Source organism: Mesorhizobium sp. M1E.F.Ca.ET.063.01.1.1 (assembly GCF_003998155.1).
Lineage (GTDB): Bacteria > Pseudomonadota > Alphaproteobacteria > Rhizobiales > Rhizobiaceae > Mesorhizobium.
The window spans coordinates 1-14760 of the sequence record NZ_RZSC01000012.1; the positions used below are offsets into that span (position 1 = coordinate 1).

A 14760-nucleotide genomic window follows, 5' to 3' on the forward strand; every position below is an offset into this window, starting at 1 on the left:
CACGGGTCTTGATGACCATGACGCGCGAGCGGCCGGTCAGCAGGCGGTTGGCCTGGATGTTGGCGACCCGGCCGCGGCCGAAGCGCGAACGGTTGCCGTGACTGATTTGACCGGTGCGGGAGATGCTTCCGCCGGCTTTCTTCGCCGCCGCCAGCGCCTGTGCGATAAACGGCCGCGCAGCCTGATCATGGTTGGAGCGAATGCGTCCAGGTCGAATCCGAAGGTCGTGCTCATCAGCCATGCCGCTATCCTGCAACGTGGAAAAGAAGATGCTGATACAAAGTCTTGGGCGTTCGACGCACATTGCGCCGAATGGCCGCAATGTGCGCAGAGCACCTGAAAATCGCCCAAAAACAACCGACCGGCCGACGCACAATGTGCGAGCTTTTATCTAGCCATCCCCCGGTTGATTTGCCTGCCTCTCCCCTCTCCGCCCGCCATGGCACGCTGGAGCACGAGACGGTCCGAAGCGCGCTGAGATAGCTCATGGCGCGGACCTTCCGTTCGCTTTGGGTACGAATAGATCAGTCGACTGTGGAGTGGCGTCTCCCGACCTCGCCCGTGGCATAGCCTTTGAAGCCTCATCGCGGGAACGCTCCGGCTGCATTGAACCATCGTCCGGCTTGCTAGCCGGTTGCGCGATGAAGAGGGGAGCGTACCTCCAACCATGCTGTGCTGTGCCCGCCGGACTGAGCGCTTTCCGCGTCCCGTCGTTGAGTATGGCGGATGTGACGTCAGCGACGTAGGCGCGCGTTTCCCGCGGCAACCGCCTGCCTTGCCGAGACGCCTCGTAACGTCCGGGGCCGGCATTGTAGGCAGCAATCCAGCCGGGCGATCCGTAGCGATCTAGCAACTCGCGGATATAAGCCGCGCCGGCAATGATATTGTCGTGCGGATCATAGGGATCGCCGCCAAGACCATACCAGACGCGCAGATCGGACCAGGTATCAGGCACAATCTGCATGAGACCCATGGCACCCTTGCGCGATGTGGCGCGTTGGTCGCCGGCACTTTCGGCGATGAGAACAGCGCGGATCCAGGCAGGCGGAAGACGAAAACGCCTCGCCGCCTCCGCTATGTGGACGTCATAGAGTTTGCGCGCCGACGGCAAGACGACTGTAGGGCTCTGCGCCAGGGCATGCGCGGAAACCAGGCACATGGTGCTGAGCCAGCCAAGCAGAACGAGAGTTGTCTGCCTGCCCGTGCGAGGCGACGCGGGCGCTCCCGATTGGGGCGTCGAGCGACGGCGCGCGGACATCACTTGTCCTTCTCTGCGCGGTCACGCGGGCGCGACCATTGCAGGGACCAGGACTTCTTGTCATCGTCGTTCTGGAACAGATAGGCGCGGATCGGCTGCGCGAAAGTCGGGTCATCTATCTGCAGCGTTACGAACTCGCCGGCCTTTTCACTGGAGTGTTTCCAACCGGCGCCAATGGTGGTGCCGTCTTCTGCGCCAGCATGCACACGATAGTCGGGCGCATTGTCCGCATCGCTCGCTTCGGCCGCAACGATCGCAATCTCGAGGTTGAGGCTGAGCGTGCGGATTTGTCCTGAATAGCCGGTCTGATGCCGGATGAACTCTCCGATCTGTGGCATGTCCTGTCTCCTGTTCTTGATGGTTGCGGTGACGATCGGACGGCACGAAAGGCGCCGCCGGTGGCGCGCTCACCGCGCTGGCGCACGCCATTGGAAGCGGCCGTTGCCCTGTTCGTCCGTCCACAGCGGAATTGCGCGGCCGACGATGCGATCTGTAGGAAGGAGGCCGAAGTAACGTCCGTCGAAGCTGTCGCGGACTTGGCTGTTCATCAGGAAAACGGCACCGGGGGGAATGCGCCGGCAGCCCTGCCAGTCTGGCAGATCGCGACCGGCACGATCGCGTTTGAGTGCCATGCCGACTTCAGTGCCATCGACTGAAACGGTCAGCCCTTTCCGGCACACGATTTGGCCCGAACCCGCGATGACGTGCTTGAGCAACAGCACGCCCTTCGGCAGGTAGCCGCGGCCGGCAAGCAATCTTGCGAGTGGTTCGGGCGGCTCTGCGGCAACGAGACCCGTCGCCGAGGACGGAGCGCTGCCGTCGATCAGGTACAGGCCGACTGGCGTGCTGGCCGAAGCATTCCAGATTAACCTTGGCGATATCGCGGTGAACGCTGGACAGAGCATGGCCGCGGTCGCCATCGCTGCCGCAAGCAAAATTGCGGACCGCGTCATGGCTGAAACTGCCGCCGCAGCAAGTGGGCGCGGTGAAGATCCAACGTATAAGCGCGTGGCTCCTGTCCCGCCGTCAATCGGTTGTGGACATGACGCCAGTGATCGGCCGAGACCACTTCCGGATTGATGCCGAGTCGTTCGATGCCATCGATCGCCTGCAACACCCGCTCCACCTTGGGCCAGCCCTCGGACTTGAGCAGGATGTCGCCGCCAGGTCGGACGAAAGGCAGCGTCTGGTGCGCTTCGTCCTCGCCAACAACGCGGACGATATCGACGCGGGAAATGATCGTGCCGAAGTCGTTCGCGGCCCAGCGAACGAAGGCAAAGACGGTGCCTGGACGAAAAGAAACGATGCGCCGGTGGCGGTCGATCACCTTCTCCCGAGCGACCGAACCGAAGCGGATCCAATACTCGATCTTCTTCTCGACCCATGTCAATTCGACGTGCGTCAAGCCGTCATCGTTCATCGCGCCGAGCACCGATCGGCCTGAACGGAAGTCAATGACAGTGCCCATTGGCTGTCTCCTGATTTCACGGGGAAGCGGGACGCGAGAGTGTTGCCAGCGTGGTGAGTCCTCGACGCCTACGCGCGGAGCACAGGTCAGCGCCCGTACCGACCGGTCGGCGCAAAAGCCGCCGGCGGTTGGCGCTTGGCTGGAAGCACGGAACCGCGCGGATCGGAAGTCGAGGTCACTGCGCCGCGCTCAGCCCAGGCCTGGAGATCGTCCACCGCATAGACGACACGACCGCCCAGTTTGCGATAGCCGGGGCCAGTGCCGTAGGTACGGTGTTTCTCGAGCGTGCGGGACGACAGGCTGAGGAACTCGGCAGCTTCCTTGGTGCGCAGAAAGCGCGGCGGCAAGAGGGATAGATCTGGTCGCATCTGTCGGGCCTCCGTGGGGTTTTGAGAACCGCTGGTGCTCAGCGGCGGGACAGCGACCACCGTGGCGGAAAGGAGACTTCGCAGGGGATGGGGAAGATTGGGGGCGCAATATTCCCACCCCCTGGGGTGCTAGGGGCGCTTGCGATGGCGCAGCAATTGCAGATAGCCGCCGGCGATCATGGCTTTCCCACCCTTGGCAAGACCGATCACGGCGTCGCGCAGGGATGAGGTTTTCCACGGGGCGGAGACAACACGCCCCGTCCCATAAAAGGCGGTCGCGATTTCACGGTAGCTGGCGCCATTGGCGCGGCCATCAGAGGCCCGCATCATCAGGCGCAGGCGGCGCTTTTGTTGGACCGTTACTCGTGTGTCCGGTGGCACGGGCCGCCCCTGATGGGCGCGCCAGAAACGAACGAGGGCCTCTACACGTCCGAGCGTTTGGGAATCCAATGGGATCAAGGCCGCGAGAGAGCGGTTCGCCGTACTTCCGGGAAGGAGAAGAAGCTGTGTCGCAATCCCACTCTCGTGAATGATATGCGTACCCTGCAGGCTGTCTCGACGGTCTTCGATTTCGGCGAGCGCGGCAGACGGCTCGGACGACAGGAAATCCGGCGACGGCGCAAGAGTCAGCACAGCAGGGTCAATAAGAGGTGACCACAAAACGTCCTGTTTCAATGCGGACAAATCGGGCCGCGCCGCGAAATCGCAACCCCCAGCGTTTCTGCTCTTCCGTGACCAACGGTAGCCTTTCGGTTCCCGAGCGAAGAAGCGTCGTGTAATGCTGTTGATAAGACTCGGAGCGCCGCAGACACTCCCAGGCAAGCCCCTCGACTGACAAACTATCGAAGAAGTCGTAGCTGTTGCTCTCTCGCCAACGCGACGTGTCAGGCTTCATCGTGCGGGTCCTCGTGAGGCTCCATGTCGGACCTGAATCGATTCCGAGCGATGGCGATTGGCGGAAGACCCCGGGCCGACATCGCGTGATGCTTTTTCGGCATCACCCTAGGTGGCGAGTCTGGTTAGTTGTCGCTCTTGCGCAGAAGATGCCGGTAGCCGGTTCGCGTCATCCAGCGGGCTCGCGCCAAGTGGCTGTCGTGAACGCGCTTGGCGCGCTGCGGCTCCTTTACTGGGTCGATCCCGAAAAGGATCTTGACCACTTCACGCCAATCAGCGCCGTCGGCATCAGCGTCGAACAGGCGCATGTAGAGCTTCACATGGCTGCGATCATAGTCGGTGAGGTCGTCGCCCGTGGGCGCGGCGTCGTCGAATGGCTCGATCATCATTTCCACTTCCCCAACATGCGAGACGTAAAACACAAATTATAAAGCTGTCACGTCGGCTGCGGGCCAGGCGCAGCGGGCATCATATGATGCCGTGCTGGCATCGCCCCGACGGCCGCCATCGGCTGGCGGTTCAGGGCCCGCCCGGTTCCACCCGGGCGGGCCTATCGAGTCTCCTATTCTGCGTTGCGGCGGCTCGGGCGGGACCAGATGAGGCTGTAGCCTTCACCGTCCTCGTCGTTGAAGAGGTTGGCGAAGATCGGAGCGGTGAAGCTCGGATCGTCGAGCTTGAGGCCCAGATAGTCGCGGCCCTCGTTGGACTTCTTGGACCAGGCGGCGCCGATCTCGGCGCGGCCGACGAAGACGCGGTGGCTTGGGGCGTTTTCGCCGGTGGCGCGGACTTCGGGGACGATGCGGACGGCGCGGGCCTGGACGCTGAGGGTGACGATTTCGCCAGTGAACTCGTTGTTGCCGGACTTCTTGAAGGTGCCGATGGTAGCCATGATAGTTCTCCTTGATCCTGTCTGTTTCGAGCTACGCACCATTGCGGTCTCGATGGTGGCCGAAAGGTCGAAGGCAATCGCTGGCGCACCCTTGGGCCGAAGCGCAGCGGAGGACGGCGCGGGAGCGACTTTGTTGCCTCGCGAGGAATGACGGCGCAGCCGGCAGGGGAAGAAAGTCGTGACGCACCGTTGCGTAACAAGCGATTGAGGCGAAGCCGCCCTTCAGACCAGAAACACCAATCGAAGAGACCGCTTCGGTGCTGGCCAAGACAGGCTAGGTGCCAGGAGAAAAGGCGACCTGCGCCTATCTGACCCCGGCAAGAGGCTCCGCGCAATCGGTAGTCGCTTCGCAACTGGCCCGTGCGTTTGCATTGAAAAATCTGCGCAAAGCGTGGTGGCTCCGGTACCCCGCTCTTCGGGGTCGCACATAGACTGTCTCCCGAGTTCTCCGGCTATGAAAATGCCAGCGGCGCCCAAATTCGGTCGCGTGTTTCCGCATCCACGTGCCGGCGGGTCGGCAACGCCCAAGGCAGGCTCCGGCAGGCTTTGGCCATGCGTGGATCGTTCGGATTCCGTCTGCTGGCTGCTGCGTCTTGCGCAACCGGGCCCTGCCAAAGCACCGCAATCCCCGCAGAACAAGGGGCGGTATCCACAAACGCTAACCCACAGCCTGGCATGCACCCGAGCACACGGCCCAAGCCCAGACCTGTCAGCCGCCCACCTTGCAGCCCACCAGCCGACGTATCAGCCACCGACCCCATGAGTCAGTCCCTGTACTGAGATCGGAAGTTGCTACGGCGATATCAGCAACCTCATCGGCAAGCCCAAGACGGTGGCGGTGCATGGCTACTACCAGAAGGATGGGCACGTATGTCAGCGGACACTACCGCAGCCACTAAGTCTGCATTGCGCGTGCGCGGTGGTGTGGGGCACACTCGCCGTCATGTGCAACCTCTACAACATCACCACTAGCCAAGACGCCATCCGCGAGTGGACCCGCGCCATGCGGGACATCATGGGCAACCTCGAGCCCTCGCTGGATGTCTATCCCAACATGCCGGGCGCTGTGGTCCGCAACGCCCCCGACGGCCAGCGGGAGCTTGCCAAGCTGCTCTGGGGGATGCCGACGCCAGCCGAGCGGGTGAAGGGCAAAGCGGACTACGGCACCACCAACATCCGCAATCCGCAGTATGGGCACTGGCAGCAATACGTTGGCGTGGAGAACCGCTGTGTGGTGCCCGTCACGAGCTTCGCGGAGCCAAGCCCCGCACCCAACGACAAGGACCCGGAGACAGGCATTCAGCGGAACTACTGGTTTGCCCGGAGCGAGGACCGGCCGCTGTTCTTTTTCGCAGGCATGTGGACGCGCTGGCAGGGGGTCCGCAGGGTCAAGGACGGGCCGGGCGACTTCGAGCTTTACGGCTTCCTCACGACCAAGCCCAACGCCCTCATAGCGCCGATCCATGAGAAGGCTATGCCGGTGATCCTCACAACCCGCGAGGAGGTGGAGACCTGGCTCACAGCCCCGTGGTCAGAAGCGCGGCGCATGCAGCGGACAGCGCCCGACGATGCCTTGGTGATAGTCGAGAAGCCGGCCACACAGATCAAGTTTCCGCAGCAGGCTCCGGCCCAAGGGTCGCTATTCTAGATTGAGTCAGAGGTGATGGCTCCTATCCGGGCGAGCCGGTGATGCGGGGCGGACTGACATCGTTTCGATACTTCCAAATGTTGACAGTCTTGACGCTGCCGGTGGGCTCGATGCGATTGCATTGTCTTGTCAGCGGCAAGTTGGACGGTTTCTCAATCACTATCGTGCAGCTGAACGCCATTTTGAGTTTGGGGCGATATAGCACATAGTCCCATGTTTCTGTGCTGTATTCTCCAACCGAAGCGACCTGTGTCAGTCTGCATTTTGATCTGAGAGGCCGCCCATCGCTAACGTCGTATTGCAGCGGATACGGGGTCCATTCGCTGGACGGTGAGGCCTTCTCATAGAAAATCTGTCGGTCGATAATGAAGTCTCGCCTGTATGTGGAGTTGGAATCTTCATCGTCGATCCAGTAGTAGCGGCCCTGCACTCTATTTGTCTCTGACAGCCTCTGCTGACTTTCATTCAATGTTGCACAGCCTTTTCCATACGCTCCGTCATCAGCAAAGGCGCCGGTCGAGCAACAAGACAGAAAAAACAAAATAGCAAACCGCATTTTTTCAAAGCCCCCGGTGCAACTGAGCGGGACTTTAGCAGATTTCGTTTCAGATGCTGAATGGGAAAGTCAGCAATCATCCCTCCAGATCACCTTTCGGATCATTCGGACCCCGACAAGCCGCCTCACGCGTATCTTCACGCTTTGCGCCGCGCTAGGCAGAAGGACATCCACATCGAACTCCCGCCGCCTGCACCGCTCACACCGCATATGCCGCTCGACATCCCAGAACGGAATGTCCCCCATAAGCTTGAGGAGGTCCCCAGGGAGGTAGTGGCGGGTGATGTTGCAGTTGATGCAGCGGACGCGGATTAGCTGCCCGATGTCATGGGCACGGCTTAGCGTCTGGACGACGCGTCGGGTGCGGCTGCTGGACTCCGGCATGGCCAATCGATAGGAAGATGTTCCTCGAATAGTCAATTCGCCCATTGACATTTTCGTTCCCTTTTTGTTCACTGTGGGCATGAACCGTTGCCAGCAAGGAGCGGTGCCCGTGAGCACCTACAATCTCGACCCGACCGCCAAGGCCGAACTGCATGCGGAGGCCCAAAAGCTCATCTCCAAGTATGAGAGCCCCGTGGATGCCGTGGAGGCGCTGATGGCCTACAACTGCGAGCTTGAGACCCAGATACTCGCCATCGCTCATCGATATCCGGGGCTGGTCGCCATCAGCTTTGACGACACGCACCCCACGGTGGCGTGAGGCAGCCATGGGCGAAAGCATTCTCCCGCAGCGGCAGACCCCGAAGCTCATCGTGGTTACCGCCTTCGACCGGGACGAAGAGGGCACCCTCCAGGCCGTCTACGGGCCGGCAGAGCAGCAGAGCGAGGAGCGAGCCATAAGGACGGCAAGGGCGCTAGCGGGAAAGCATGCCGGTGCCATCGCGTGGTCCCGCGAGGCGAACCCCGCCGTGGGCGAGTATGGGGAACCGACGACCCTCTTTGTCGGGGGCGACGTGCCGGACATGGAGTAATACCTCGTTGTCGGTAAGTATGCAGCAAATGGCGCCTTGCTGGTTGCCGGCAAGGACTGAGCGTTCATGGCGCGTGGGGATCGATCTCGCCGACGATTGCCGAGGCGTCTCCGTCATACTCGTCTGCAGGTATTACCGCGAGCGTGCCGTCGCCGGCGCGGAAGATGACGATGCTGACCATCAGGCTGGTGGCGAGGCTGAAGGCGAAGGCGTTGGCTTCTACGAGGGACATCTTCCGGCTCCTGTTTGGAAGCGGGGGTCGATCCCCGCGTGACAGGCGCCCGATGTGTCTGGCCGACGGCCGCAATCACCGTGAAGGCGAGCCGAAACGGCGGCACGCTTTGCGTAGTCCGACCCTTCACGGGTTGATGGTATCAGGCCCTCGGACCGGACCAAGGAATTGCGCCGACAAACGCGGCGATCGGTTCCTGTTCTCCATTCCAAGAGGAGATGAGACGTGACCCTGGTGGTCGCCGCCTTGCCTTCATCGAAGCCACATCGACAGGAGCGGTCGTCCGATCAACGCGCCGAGGCGACGAGAAATTGGAGTAATCACATTCGGTTGGATTGGCCGGTGTGGCTTCTCACGCGGGGCCGAACTTCATCACCGGAATGCCGAGCCTGCGGGCCTTGTCGGCGAGATTGTCCTGAATGCCCGTGCCGGGGAAATGAATGACGCCAATGGGCAGTGTATCGAGCATGGCGTCGTTGCGCCTGAAGGGTGCGGCCTTGGCGTGCTTTGTCCAGTCCGGCTTAAAGGCGATTTGAGGGACTTTGCGATTATCGGCCCATTTGGCCGCGATCAATTCCGCGCCCTTGGGTGAGCCGCCATGGAGCAGAACCATGTTCGGGTATTTCGCCAAGACCTGGTCGAGCTTGGCCCAGATCAGGCGATGGTCATTGAAGTCGAGGCCGCCGGTGAAGGCGACTTTCGGCCCGGGGGGCAAAAGAACCTGGTTGTCGGCATGCTTCCTTGCCGCCACAAAATCCCGACTGTCGATCATCGCGGCGGTGAGATTGCGATGGTTGACCTTCGACCCGGAACGCGGCCGCCAGATCGAATGGGTATGACGCTCGAAGTGGTCGGCCGCCTGATCCCGCATCAACTCAAAGGCATTGCGACGTTCGAGCAAGGTCTGACCTTGAGCGATGAGCAGTTCAAGCTCAACGGACTTGACCTCGGACCCATCCTGCTCGCGCTGCAAACGCTGCTGTGAGAGTTCGTTGTCGTCGAGTTCGCGCTCTATGCGGCCGGTGGCACGGTGAAAGAGGTTGACCGCACCCCATAGAAGTTCCTCGAGGTCTGGTTCGAGGCGCGTGTCGGACAGTGCCACCACGAGGGCGTCGAAGATATCGACGATGCTGATTGCTATGACACCCGCCTCGGGGAGCGGTCGCGGATCCGGCTCATCTGCGAAGGGGCGATAGCCATAAAGCTGGAGTTCCTGGAGAACGTGATCCATTGGGGATGACACATGTTGCAGATCGAGGTCGGGGTCGTGCTGGTTGGTCATTGCCGTTTCCTTCGCCGGATCGACCGCGCCCATCGCGGCCTTCATGGCGACGATGGCGGCGGAGGGTCCGGACTTGCACCCGCAGCCGCAGGCCGAGGGCCGGAACGGGAGTGGAGGATGGCGAAGCCCGGCTATTTTGCCTCGCGATGGAAAGGCCCGGATGGGCCGCCGGAAAATAGCCGGGCGCAGCCATTGCTGGTCCGGGGCGGCCGACGCCCGATCGCCCTCTCGAAGGCCGTGGGCCGGTCCTTTTCGTCGGCGCGAGGGAAACATCAGTGGCAGCCGACACCTGACCGCTACATGCGACCCGCCTCTCGTTTCGGTCAGGCCGCGGCCATGAAGCGTGCGACGTCCTGAGGTGCTATCTGAACCCGCAAGGTCGCCTGGAGAGCGTCGAGACCGAGCAGGCGCAAATCCTCATTGAAGTCACCAAGCCGCGGCGTCAGAACGATCGCCTCGATGCCGGCCGAGTTGGCGCGTTCAAATAAGGTCGACGTGGCTCCATCCCCCGCCGGATCATTGTCGCGAGCGATATACAGACGCCGCAGTGTGACAGGGAAAAGGATGGCCGACAAATGCGCTGCGGAGAGGGCTGCCATCATTGGCATGGCGGCGAGCACCGAGCGCTGCGACAGCATGGTCTCGATGCCTTCGCCGGCCGCCATCACGTCGCACGCCAGGCCGAAGCGGACGGCGTGCCCAAGCAGTTCGCCCATGGCCCGCCTCGGTGTGTCGATCGGAGCTCGGCCGAGATGAGGTTCGCTGAAACCGTCTGGGTCAAGCCAGGTCCGATGCACGCCGGTGAGCTTGCCGCTGAGGTCCGTTACAGCAGCGATCATTGCGGGCCAGGTCTCGGTGGGGCCATGCTCATCGGAACGATAATAGCAGCGTGGATGAAACCGAAGGCTTCCGGCTTCGTGGAGGGCTGTGATCCCGCGTGCACGCAAGTAAGTCTCGACGAGGGTCTGCGAGATCGGCTGCGACATCGAAAACAGCCGCTGCGCTGCCTCCCTGCCGGCAGCTACGGGCGCTTCCTTACGTCCAGGCGCGATCGGCTCCCGTTCGGGTGGCGGCAAACTTAGGAAGCTTCGAGCTTCCTCGACAACATCAGCGAAGTCGGCAAGACCGCGGCTCTCACGGATCACATCGAGCAAGTCGCCATGCTCTCCGGTTGCGGCGTCGGTCCATTTGCCGGCTGGGCCCTTGGGAGAGTCTTTCAACCGCACATACATCGATCGCCCAGGTGTGTTGCGGGCGTCGCCGACCTGCCAGTAGTTGCCTTGCCGCCGACCGTTGGAGAGATAATAGCGGCACACCGCCTCTGCCTGGTGGCCGAGACCGCGCGCAAGATCATGCGGGTTTTCCAGCATGGCTGCGCCTCCAAGGAAATGGCCCGCCGTCGCCGGCGGGCCAGACGAAGACTGGCGATTGGCTATTCAGCCGCGATTGTCTGGGCTGAGTCTTCGGCTCCGGCATTGTCCGAGAAACCGTCGACTTCCCCGACGGCCGTTTCGCCGCCGGTCGCCGCCGTCTTTTCGACGGCTGCTGCCGATGGTTCCGATTCGCCAGTTTTGGCGTTATCTCGCTTCGGCGTCCGCAGCGGCTCTGGCAGCCAGGCGGAGTCGGCGAGCAGCGTTTCTGCCTCACTCGCCATATCGCCCTTTCTCAGGTGGGCGATCCTGTCGGCTGCTTGCTGCCCTTTCGCCTCGATCACAGCCTGGAGAATGCGTGCCTTGGTGACGCGGCCCAGGAAGGTGTCCACGGTCGGTCGCCAGCCGGCCGCCGCCATGTCGAGGTCGACGGCCAATGCAAGCCAATCAGCATGGGCGAGCGCGCGTGGCCGCCGGTTCCATGCTTCATGCACGGCGTTGACCGACAGACTGACGACATGGGCGAACAGCGCGGCTTGCCGATCGCCATCCCAGGCCTGAAGGGCGTCCCACAGCTCAGTGGCTTCCTTTGGCAACACCTTGGCCCAGTCATCGTGTCGGGTGCTGATCGCCCGAGCACACAGGCTATCGTTCAGCCCTGGAGCTTGGGCACCGAAGCCAACGCTCTTCAGGTCCAACTCAAGGCAGCTGTCCGATCCGTAGTGGTAAAAAGTCTTCAGCGTGAGCACGTGCAGCGCCGCGAGAAAAGCGATGTCAGGCTGTTCGCCGAGCGCATGGCGCAGACCAAGAGTTCGATGCGCGGTCAGTTCCGTCATAAGCCGGTCTGAAATAGGCGACAGGCCTTCTTCCTCCTCGGGCTCGGCCATCGGCTCGGTGTCCGCCGAGATGCTGTCGCTATCACGAATCGCGTCAGCCATTGCAAGCTCATCGCCCGCTTCAGCCGGTCCGTCATCGACCGGGAGTTCGTCCTCGGGGCGCACGTATCCGCGCTCGACGCGCAGAGAGCCGTCGGGTGCGATACTGACGAAGGCACCGGCGCGGGCGATTTCTGCTGGCTCGAAGGCAAGTGGCCGGGCTTCGAAGGATTCGAGCGCAGCCTCCAATTCAGCGAGACGCTGATCGATTTCCTCCGGGAGATCCTCGACGCTGTCGTATTCCTCGGACAGACGATCACGCTCACCTTGAAGCGCTTCGCGTGTGGTCTGCTCGTCGGCAGTAAGTGGCAGCGGCTCGCCGCGAAGTTGGCGGAGCCCGAAAGCGTGGCCGTAAGCGAAGTCGGGCGCGATCTCGATCCACTTCCAGCCCTCTGCGCGAATCGTCTCGGCCTCACGCTCCAGCTTGTCAGCAACGAGGCGGTCGACCAGCGCGACATCCTGCAGCCAGCCCCCGTCATCGCCCTGGAACAGGTCGCGCATGATCGTTCCGCCGGCCTCGACATAGGCATCGATGCCGATAAACTGCGCCCGCTTGTCCGAAGCGCGCACCGCGCCTTCCGTCAGCATACGCCGGATGGCATAGGGCTGCTTGTCGTAGGAGGCCTTCAGGCGCTCGAACACCTGCTCCTGGCGTGAATGATCGGCGGAGACGGTGAAAGCCATGAGCTGGTCGAGCGTCAGACCGTCGTCTGCATAGATCTCAAGCAGGGCCGGCGACACCGAGGCCAGCTTCAGGCGCTGCTTGACGATACCGACCGAAACGAAGAAGACAGCAGCGATTTCTTCTTCCGACTGGCCCTTCTCTCGCAGTGTGAGGAATGCGCGGAACTGATCCAGGGGATGCAATGGGGCGCGCTGCACATTCTCGGCCAGTGAGTCCTCCTCGGCGATACCGTCGTCGCGCACGACGCAGGGCACGGGCGCGGTCTTGGCGAGGCGCTTCTGCTTTACCAGCACCTCCAGTGCTCGATAGCGCCGGCCACCGGCCGGGATCTCGAACATGCCGGTTTCAACGCCACCTTCGTCCTTGACTGGTCGCACGCTGAGGCCCTGCAGCAGGCCGCGCCGGACGATGTCCTCGGCCAGTTCTTCGATCGACACGCCGGCCTTGATGCGCCGGACGTTCGACTGGCTGAGAACGAGCTTGTTGAAGGGGATGTCGCGCGAGGGCGACAAGGTGATTTTCTTGGCAGCAGTAGCCATAGCGATGTACTCCGCGACGGGCGGCCGAAAGCCTCTCTCTCGGCCTCCAACCCGTCACGAAGCGCAGCGCCGCCCTCTGACTCTGGAGGACGGCGCCGCAGAACCGACAGACAAGAAGGACACAAAGATGCGAAGCAGACAGGAAGAGCCAGCATCGCCGGTTGCCGAAACTCAGGCTGCCCGATCGAGCAGTCTCTTCGCCCGCGCCTCCAGATCGAGCCGGGCATCCTGATGCATCTTGCCGCGAGCAACGGCGGTAATGCCTTGCACGAAATCGAACACGCTTTCGGGCTTGCGGCCTTCCTCGGTCAGCACAGTTTCGATGATCTTCGCAGTCTCTGCCTTGGAGAAGCCGCGCTTGCGCAGGAACTGTGCGCGATCATCGTCCGAGCGGGCAACGATCCTCTCCCGCGCGGCCTTGATGCCGTTGACGAAAGGTATCGGCGAAGAGTTCGCGAAGCGGGTCAGCGCAGGTGCTGCCTCGTGCGCAAAGCGCGAGGCAGCGTATTTCGAATGGCGGATGGTGATCTCTTCAAAGTCCTCGACGCCCCAGAGATTGCGGTTCTGGCAGACAGCTCGGAGGTAGAAGCTAGCGATGCCGAGCGTTTTGGCGCCGACCTCCGAGTTCCAACAGTAGAAGCCGCGAAAATAGAGGTCGGGTGAGCCGTCGGGCAGCCGGCCGGCTTCGATCGGATTGAGGTCGTCGACCAGGAAAAGGAAGACGTCGCGGTCCGAGCCATAAAGCGTCGTGGTGTCCTTCGTGATATTGACGCGCGGATTGTAGATGCCGCTCGACCAATCGAGCACGCCAGGCACTTTCCACCGGGTGTCGCCGGTGCCGTTACCGGCGATGCGTTGGACGGCGGCGACCAGTTCATGGTCGAAGATGCGGCCGTATTCCGGGCCGGTGACGGCGCGCAACTCGACGCGTCCGTCCTCGATTTCGAGCGTCTTCACCTGCTCGGCGCGGTGGGACGTCAGGCCGTATTGAAGATTGATACCGGCCAGGGGCGCCGGAAGCTGGCCAGGTAAGCGGCCGGTGCGCCAACGAGGCTGGCGAGTTGACCGAAGCTCCAATGGGTCGGGGCGACAGGAACCTCGGAGCCCGGCAACACAAGCGTCAGGCGCTCGCTATCGTCGCGGCTCGCCTCTACCCGAATAGCCGCGCTCTCCACAGTTCTCGTCCGGCTGCGCCCGGTCCGGCCCCGCACCGCCTCGAATAGCTTCGACAAGGACAGGTAGCGCTCATCGGCCGGGCGCGAAAACCATTCCGAGGATACGCGGCCGATCCGCTCGCCGCGGCTGAGATCCACCTTATAGCCGCCAGAACGATCGCGGGTGGCGTCCAAAACTTGTGTCATGGGTTATCTCCCATGACGGGCGCCGGGAGCCCTCTCCCAGCCCTTAACCCGTCACGGAGCCTGATCCAGACTCTTACTCTCCTGGTGTTGCAGGTCTCGGCGCAAAAGGCGGCGTCCAGACGGTAGACAGCCGCTGAGTGGCCGTATCGCGGGATCCTCGGAGCGACACACACCCGCGACGTCTATCCGAATTGCACGCTACGGCTTCTTGTTGCCGAACAAGCTGTCGAGCGGTCTTCCGCATGGGGCACGGTCAGCTAACTGTGGCGACTGACCTCGCGACGCGCGAGGAAACTGTATT

Annotated in this window: 17 protein-coding genes and 2 pseudogenes; 3 read left to right on the forward strand and 16 right to left on the reverse strand. The window is 62.4% G+C overall.

Features of this window, described 5'->3' with window-relative positions:
• From EOA29_RS02630 to EOA29_RS02675, 10 genes and pseudogenes are all read right to left on the reverse strand, one after another.
• A pseudogene (locus tag EOA29_RS02630) lies at positions 1 to 241 on the reverse strand (type VI secretion protein); the annotation flags it as partial.
• Between the two features lie 243 nt (positions 242 to 484).
• Positions 485 to 1159, reverse strand: coding sequence for a lytic transglycosylase domain-containing protein (locus EOA29_RS02635; RefSeq protein WP_127220187.1), 675 nt, complete (start codon positions 1157 to 1159; stop codon positions 485 to 487).
• 98 nt (positions 1160 to 1257) lie between these two features.
• Complete coding sequence (locus tag EOA29_RS02640; protein WP_127220173.1) at positions 1258 to 1596, reverse strand: DUF736 domain-containing protein; 339 nt, start codon at positions 1594 to 1596, stop codon at positions 1258 to 1260.
• 69 nt (positions 1597 to 1665) lie between these two features.
• The gene (locus EOA29_RS02645) at positions 1666 to 2178 is read right to left on the reverse strand and encodes a S26 family signal peptidase (protein ID WP_348628849.1); all 513 of its coding nucleotides are present in this window, start codon (positions 2176 to 2178) and stop codon (positions 1666 to 1668) included.
• Between the two features lie 29 nt (positions 2179 to 2207).
• Positions 2208 to 2678, reverse strand: a complete 471-nt coding sequence (locus EOA29_RS02650; protein WP_245468379.1) for a DUF2840 domain-containing protein — start codon at positions 2676 to 2678, stop codon at positions 2208 to 2210.
• A gap of 134 nt (positions 2679 to 2812) precedes the next feature.
• Positions 2813 to 3094 carry a helix-turn-helix domain-containing protein gene (locus tag EOA29_RS02655; RefSeq protein WP_127220176.1) on the reverse strand — a complete coding sequence of 94 codons (282 nt, stop codon included), beginning with the start codon at positions 3092 to 3094 and terminating at the stop codon, positions 2813 to 2815.
• A gap of 129 nt (positions 3095 to 3223) precedes the next feature.
• Positions 3224 to 3727, reverse strand: coding sequence for a DUF2285 domain-containing protein (locus EOA29_RS02660; RefSeq protein WP_127220177.1), 504 nt, complete (start codon positions 3725 to 3727; stop codon positions 3224 to 3226).
• A 7-nt stretch (positions 3728 to 3734) separates the two neighbouring features.
• Positions 3735 to 3989, reverse strand: a complete 255-nt coding sequence (locus EOA29_RS02665) for a DUF6499 domain-containing protein (RefSeq protein WP_127220178.1) — start codon at positions 3987 to 3989, stop codon at positions 3735 to 3737.
• Positions 3990 to 4113: 124 nt separating this feature from the next.
• Positions 4114 to 4374, reverse strand: coding sequence for a DUF2285 domain-containing protein (locus EOA29_RS02670; RefSeq protein WP_127220188.1), 261 nt, complete (start codon positions 4372 to 4374; stop codon positions 4114 to 4116).
• A gap of 176 nt (positions 4375 to 4550) precedes the next feature.
• Positions 4551 to 4877, reverse strand: a complete 327-nt coding sequence (locus EOA29_RS02675) for a DUF736 domain-containing protein (protein WP_189478799.1) — start codon at positions 4875 to 4877, stop codon at positions 4551 to 4553.
• A gap of 943 nt (positions 4878 to 5820) precedes the next feature.
• On the opposite strand from EOA29_RS02675, the gene EOA29_RS02680 reads away from it, so the two are divergent.
• Positions 5821 to 6525: an SOS response-associated peptidase gene (locus EOA29_RS02680; protein WP_127220179.1), complete on the forward strand. Its 705-nt coding sequence runs from the start codon at positions 5821 to 5823 to the stop codon at positions 6523 to 6525.
• Positions 6526 to 6547: 22 nt separating this feature from the next.
• On the opposite strand, the gene EOA29_RS42145 is transcribed toward EOA29_RS02680, so the two are convergent.
• A complete protein-coding gene (locus tag EOA29_RS42145) occupies positions 6548 to 7081 on the reverse strand; it encodes a hypothetical protein (protein WP_210213104.1) in 534 nt (177 codons plus the stop codon).
• A 493-nt stretch (positions 7082 to 7574) separates the two neighbouring features.
• Between EOA29_RS42145 and EOA29_RS02690 the strand changes: the two genes are divergently transcribed.
• Both EOA29_RS02690 and EOA29_RS02695 read left to right on the forward strand, forming a co-directional pair.
• On the forward strand, positions 7575 to 7784 hold the full coding sequence (locus tag EOA29_RS02690) for a hypothetical protein (RefSeq protein WP_127220180.1): 210 nt from the start codon (positions 7575 to 7577) through the stop codon (positions 7782 to 7784).
• 7 nt (positions 7785 to 7791) lie between these two features.
• Entirely contained in the window at positions 7792 to 8055 is a 264-nt protein-coding gene (locus tag EOA29_RS02695; RefSeq protein ID WP_127220181.1) for a hypothetical protein, read from the forward strand.
• Positions 8056 to 8119: 64 nt separating this feature from the next.
• Here the strand turns inward: EOA29_RS02695 and EOA29_RS41115 are convergent, their stop codons facing one another.
• The 5 genes and pseudogenes from EOA29_RS41115 to EOA29_RS02715 form a co-directional block, all read right to left on the reverse strand.
• Positions 8120 to 8287: a hypothetical protein gene (locus EOA29_RS41115; protein ID WP_189478800.1), complete on the reverse strand. Its 168-nt coding sequence runs from the start codon at positions 8285 to 8287 to the stop codon at positions 8120 to 8122.
• Between the two features lie 352 nt (positions 8288 to 8639).
• Entirely contained in the window at positions 8640 to 9569 is a 930-nt protein-coding gene (locus EOA29_RS02700) for a DUF2493 domain-containing protein (protein WP_127220191.1), read from the reverse strand.
• A gap of 323 nt (positions 9570 to 9892) precedes the next feature.
• On the reverse strand, positions 9893 to 10939 hold the full coding sequence (locus EOA29_RS02705) for a toprim domain-containing protein (RefSeq protein WP_127220182.1): 1047 nt from the start codon (positions 10937 to 10939) through the stop codon (positions 9893 to 9895).
• A gap of 62 nt (positions 10940 to 11001) precedes the next feature.
• Entirely contained in the window at positions 11002 to 13098 is a 2097-nt protein-coding gene (locus EOA29_RS02710) for a ParB/RepB/Spo0J family partition protein (RefSeq protein WP_127220183.1), read from the reverse strand.
• A 171-nt stretch (positions 13099 to 13269) separates the two neighbouring features.
• A pseudogene (locus EOA29_RS02715) lies at positions 13270 to 14459 on the reverse strand (DUF932 domain-containing protein).
• Between the last annotated feature and the right edge of the window lie 301 nt (positions 14460 to 14760).

Bases quoted from the DNA above. Each gene is read 5' to 3' on its own strand.
- EOA29_RS02635 (WP_127220187.1), bottom strand. From the start codon at position 1,159: ATGTGCCTGGTTTCCGCGCATGCCCTGGCGCAGAGCCCTACAGTCGTC.
- EOA29_RS02640 (WP_127220173.1), bottom strand. From the start codon at position 1,596: ATGCCACAGATCGGAGAGTTCATCCGGCATCAGACCGGCTATTCAGGA.
- EOA29_RS02645 (WP_348628849.1), bottom strand. From the start codon at position 2,178: ATGGCGACCGCGGCCATGCTCTGTCCAGCGTTCACCGCGATATCGCCA.
- EOA29_RS02650 (WP_245468379.1), bottom strand. From the start codon at position 2,678: ATGAACGATGACGGCTTGACGCACGTCGAATTGACATGGGTCGAGAAG.
- EOA29_RS02655 (WP_127220176.1), bottom strand. From the start codon at position 3,094: ATGCGACCAGATCTATCCCTCTTGCCGCCGCGCTTTCTGCGCACCAAG.
- EOA29_RS02665 (WP_127220178.1), bottom strand. From the start codon at position 3,989: ATGAAGCCTGACACGTCGCGTTGGCGAGAGAGCAACAGCTACGACTTC.
- EOA29_RS02670 (WP_127220188.1), bottom strand. From the start codon at position 4,374: ATGATCGAGCCATTCGACGACGCCGCGCCCACGGGCGACGACCTCACC.
- EOA29_RS02675 (WP_189478799.1), bottom strand. From the start codon at position 4,877: ATGGCTACCATCGGCACCTTCAAGAAGTCCGGCAACAACGAGTTCACT.
- EOA29_RS02680 (WP_127220179.1), top strand. From the start codon at position 5,821: ATGTGCAACCTCTACAACATCACCACTAGCCAAGACGCCATCCGCGAG.
- EOA29_RS42145 (WP_210213104.1), bottom strand. From the start codon at position 7,081: ATGCGGTTTGCTATTTTGTTTTTTCTGTCTTGTTGCTCGACCGGCGCC.
- EOA29_RS02695 (WP_127220181.1), top strand. From the start codon at position 7,792: ATGGGCGAAAGCATTCTCCCGCAGCGGCAGACCCCGAAGCTCATCGTG.
- EOA29_RS41115 (WP_189478800.1), bottom strand. From the start codon at position 8,287: ATGTCCCTCGTAGAAGCCAACGCCTTCGCCTTCAGCCTCGCCACCAGC.
- EOA29_RS02700 (WP_127220191.1), bottom strand. From the start codon at position 9,569: ATGACCAACCAGCACGACCCCGACCTCGATCTGCAACATGTGTCATCC.
- EOA29_RS02705 (WP_127220182.1), bottom strand. From the start codon at position 10,939: ATGCTGGAAAACCCGCATGATCTTGCGCGCGGTCTCGGCCACCAGGCA.
- EOA29_RS02710 (WP_127220183.1), bottom strand. From the start codon at position 13,098: ATGGCTACTGCTGCCAAGAAAATCACCTTGTCGCCCTCGCGCGACATC.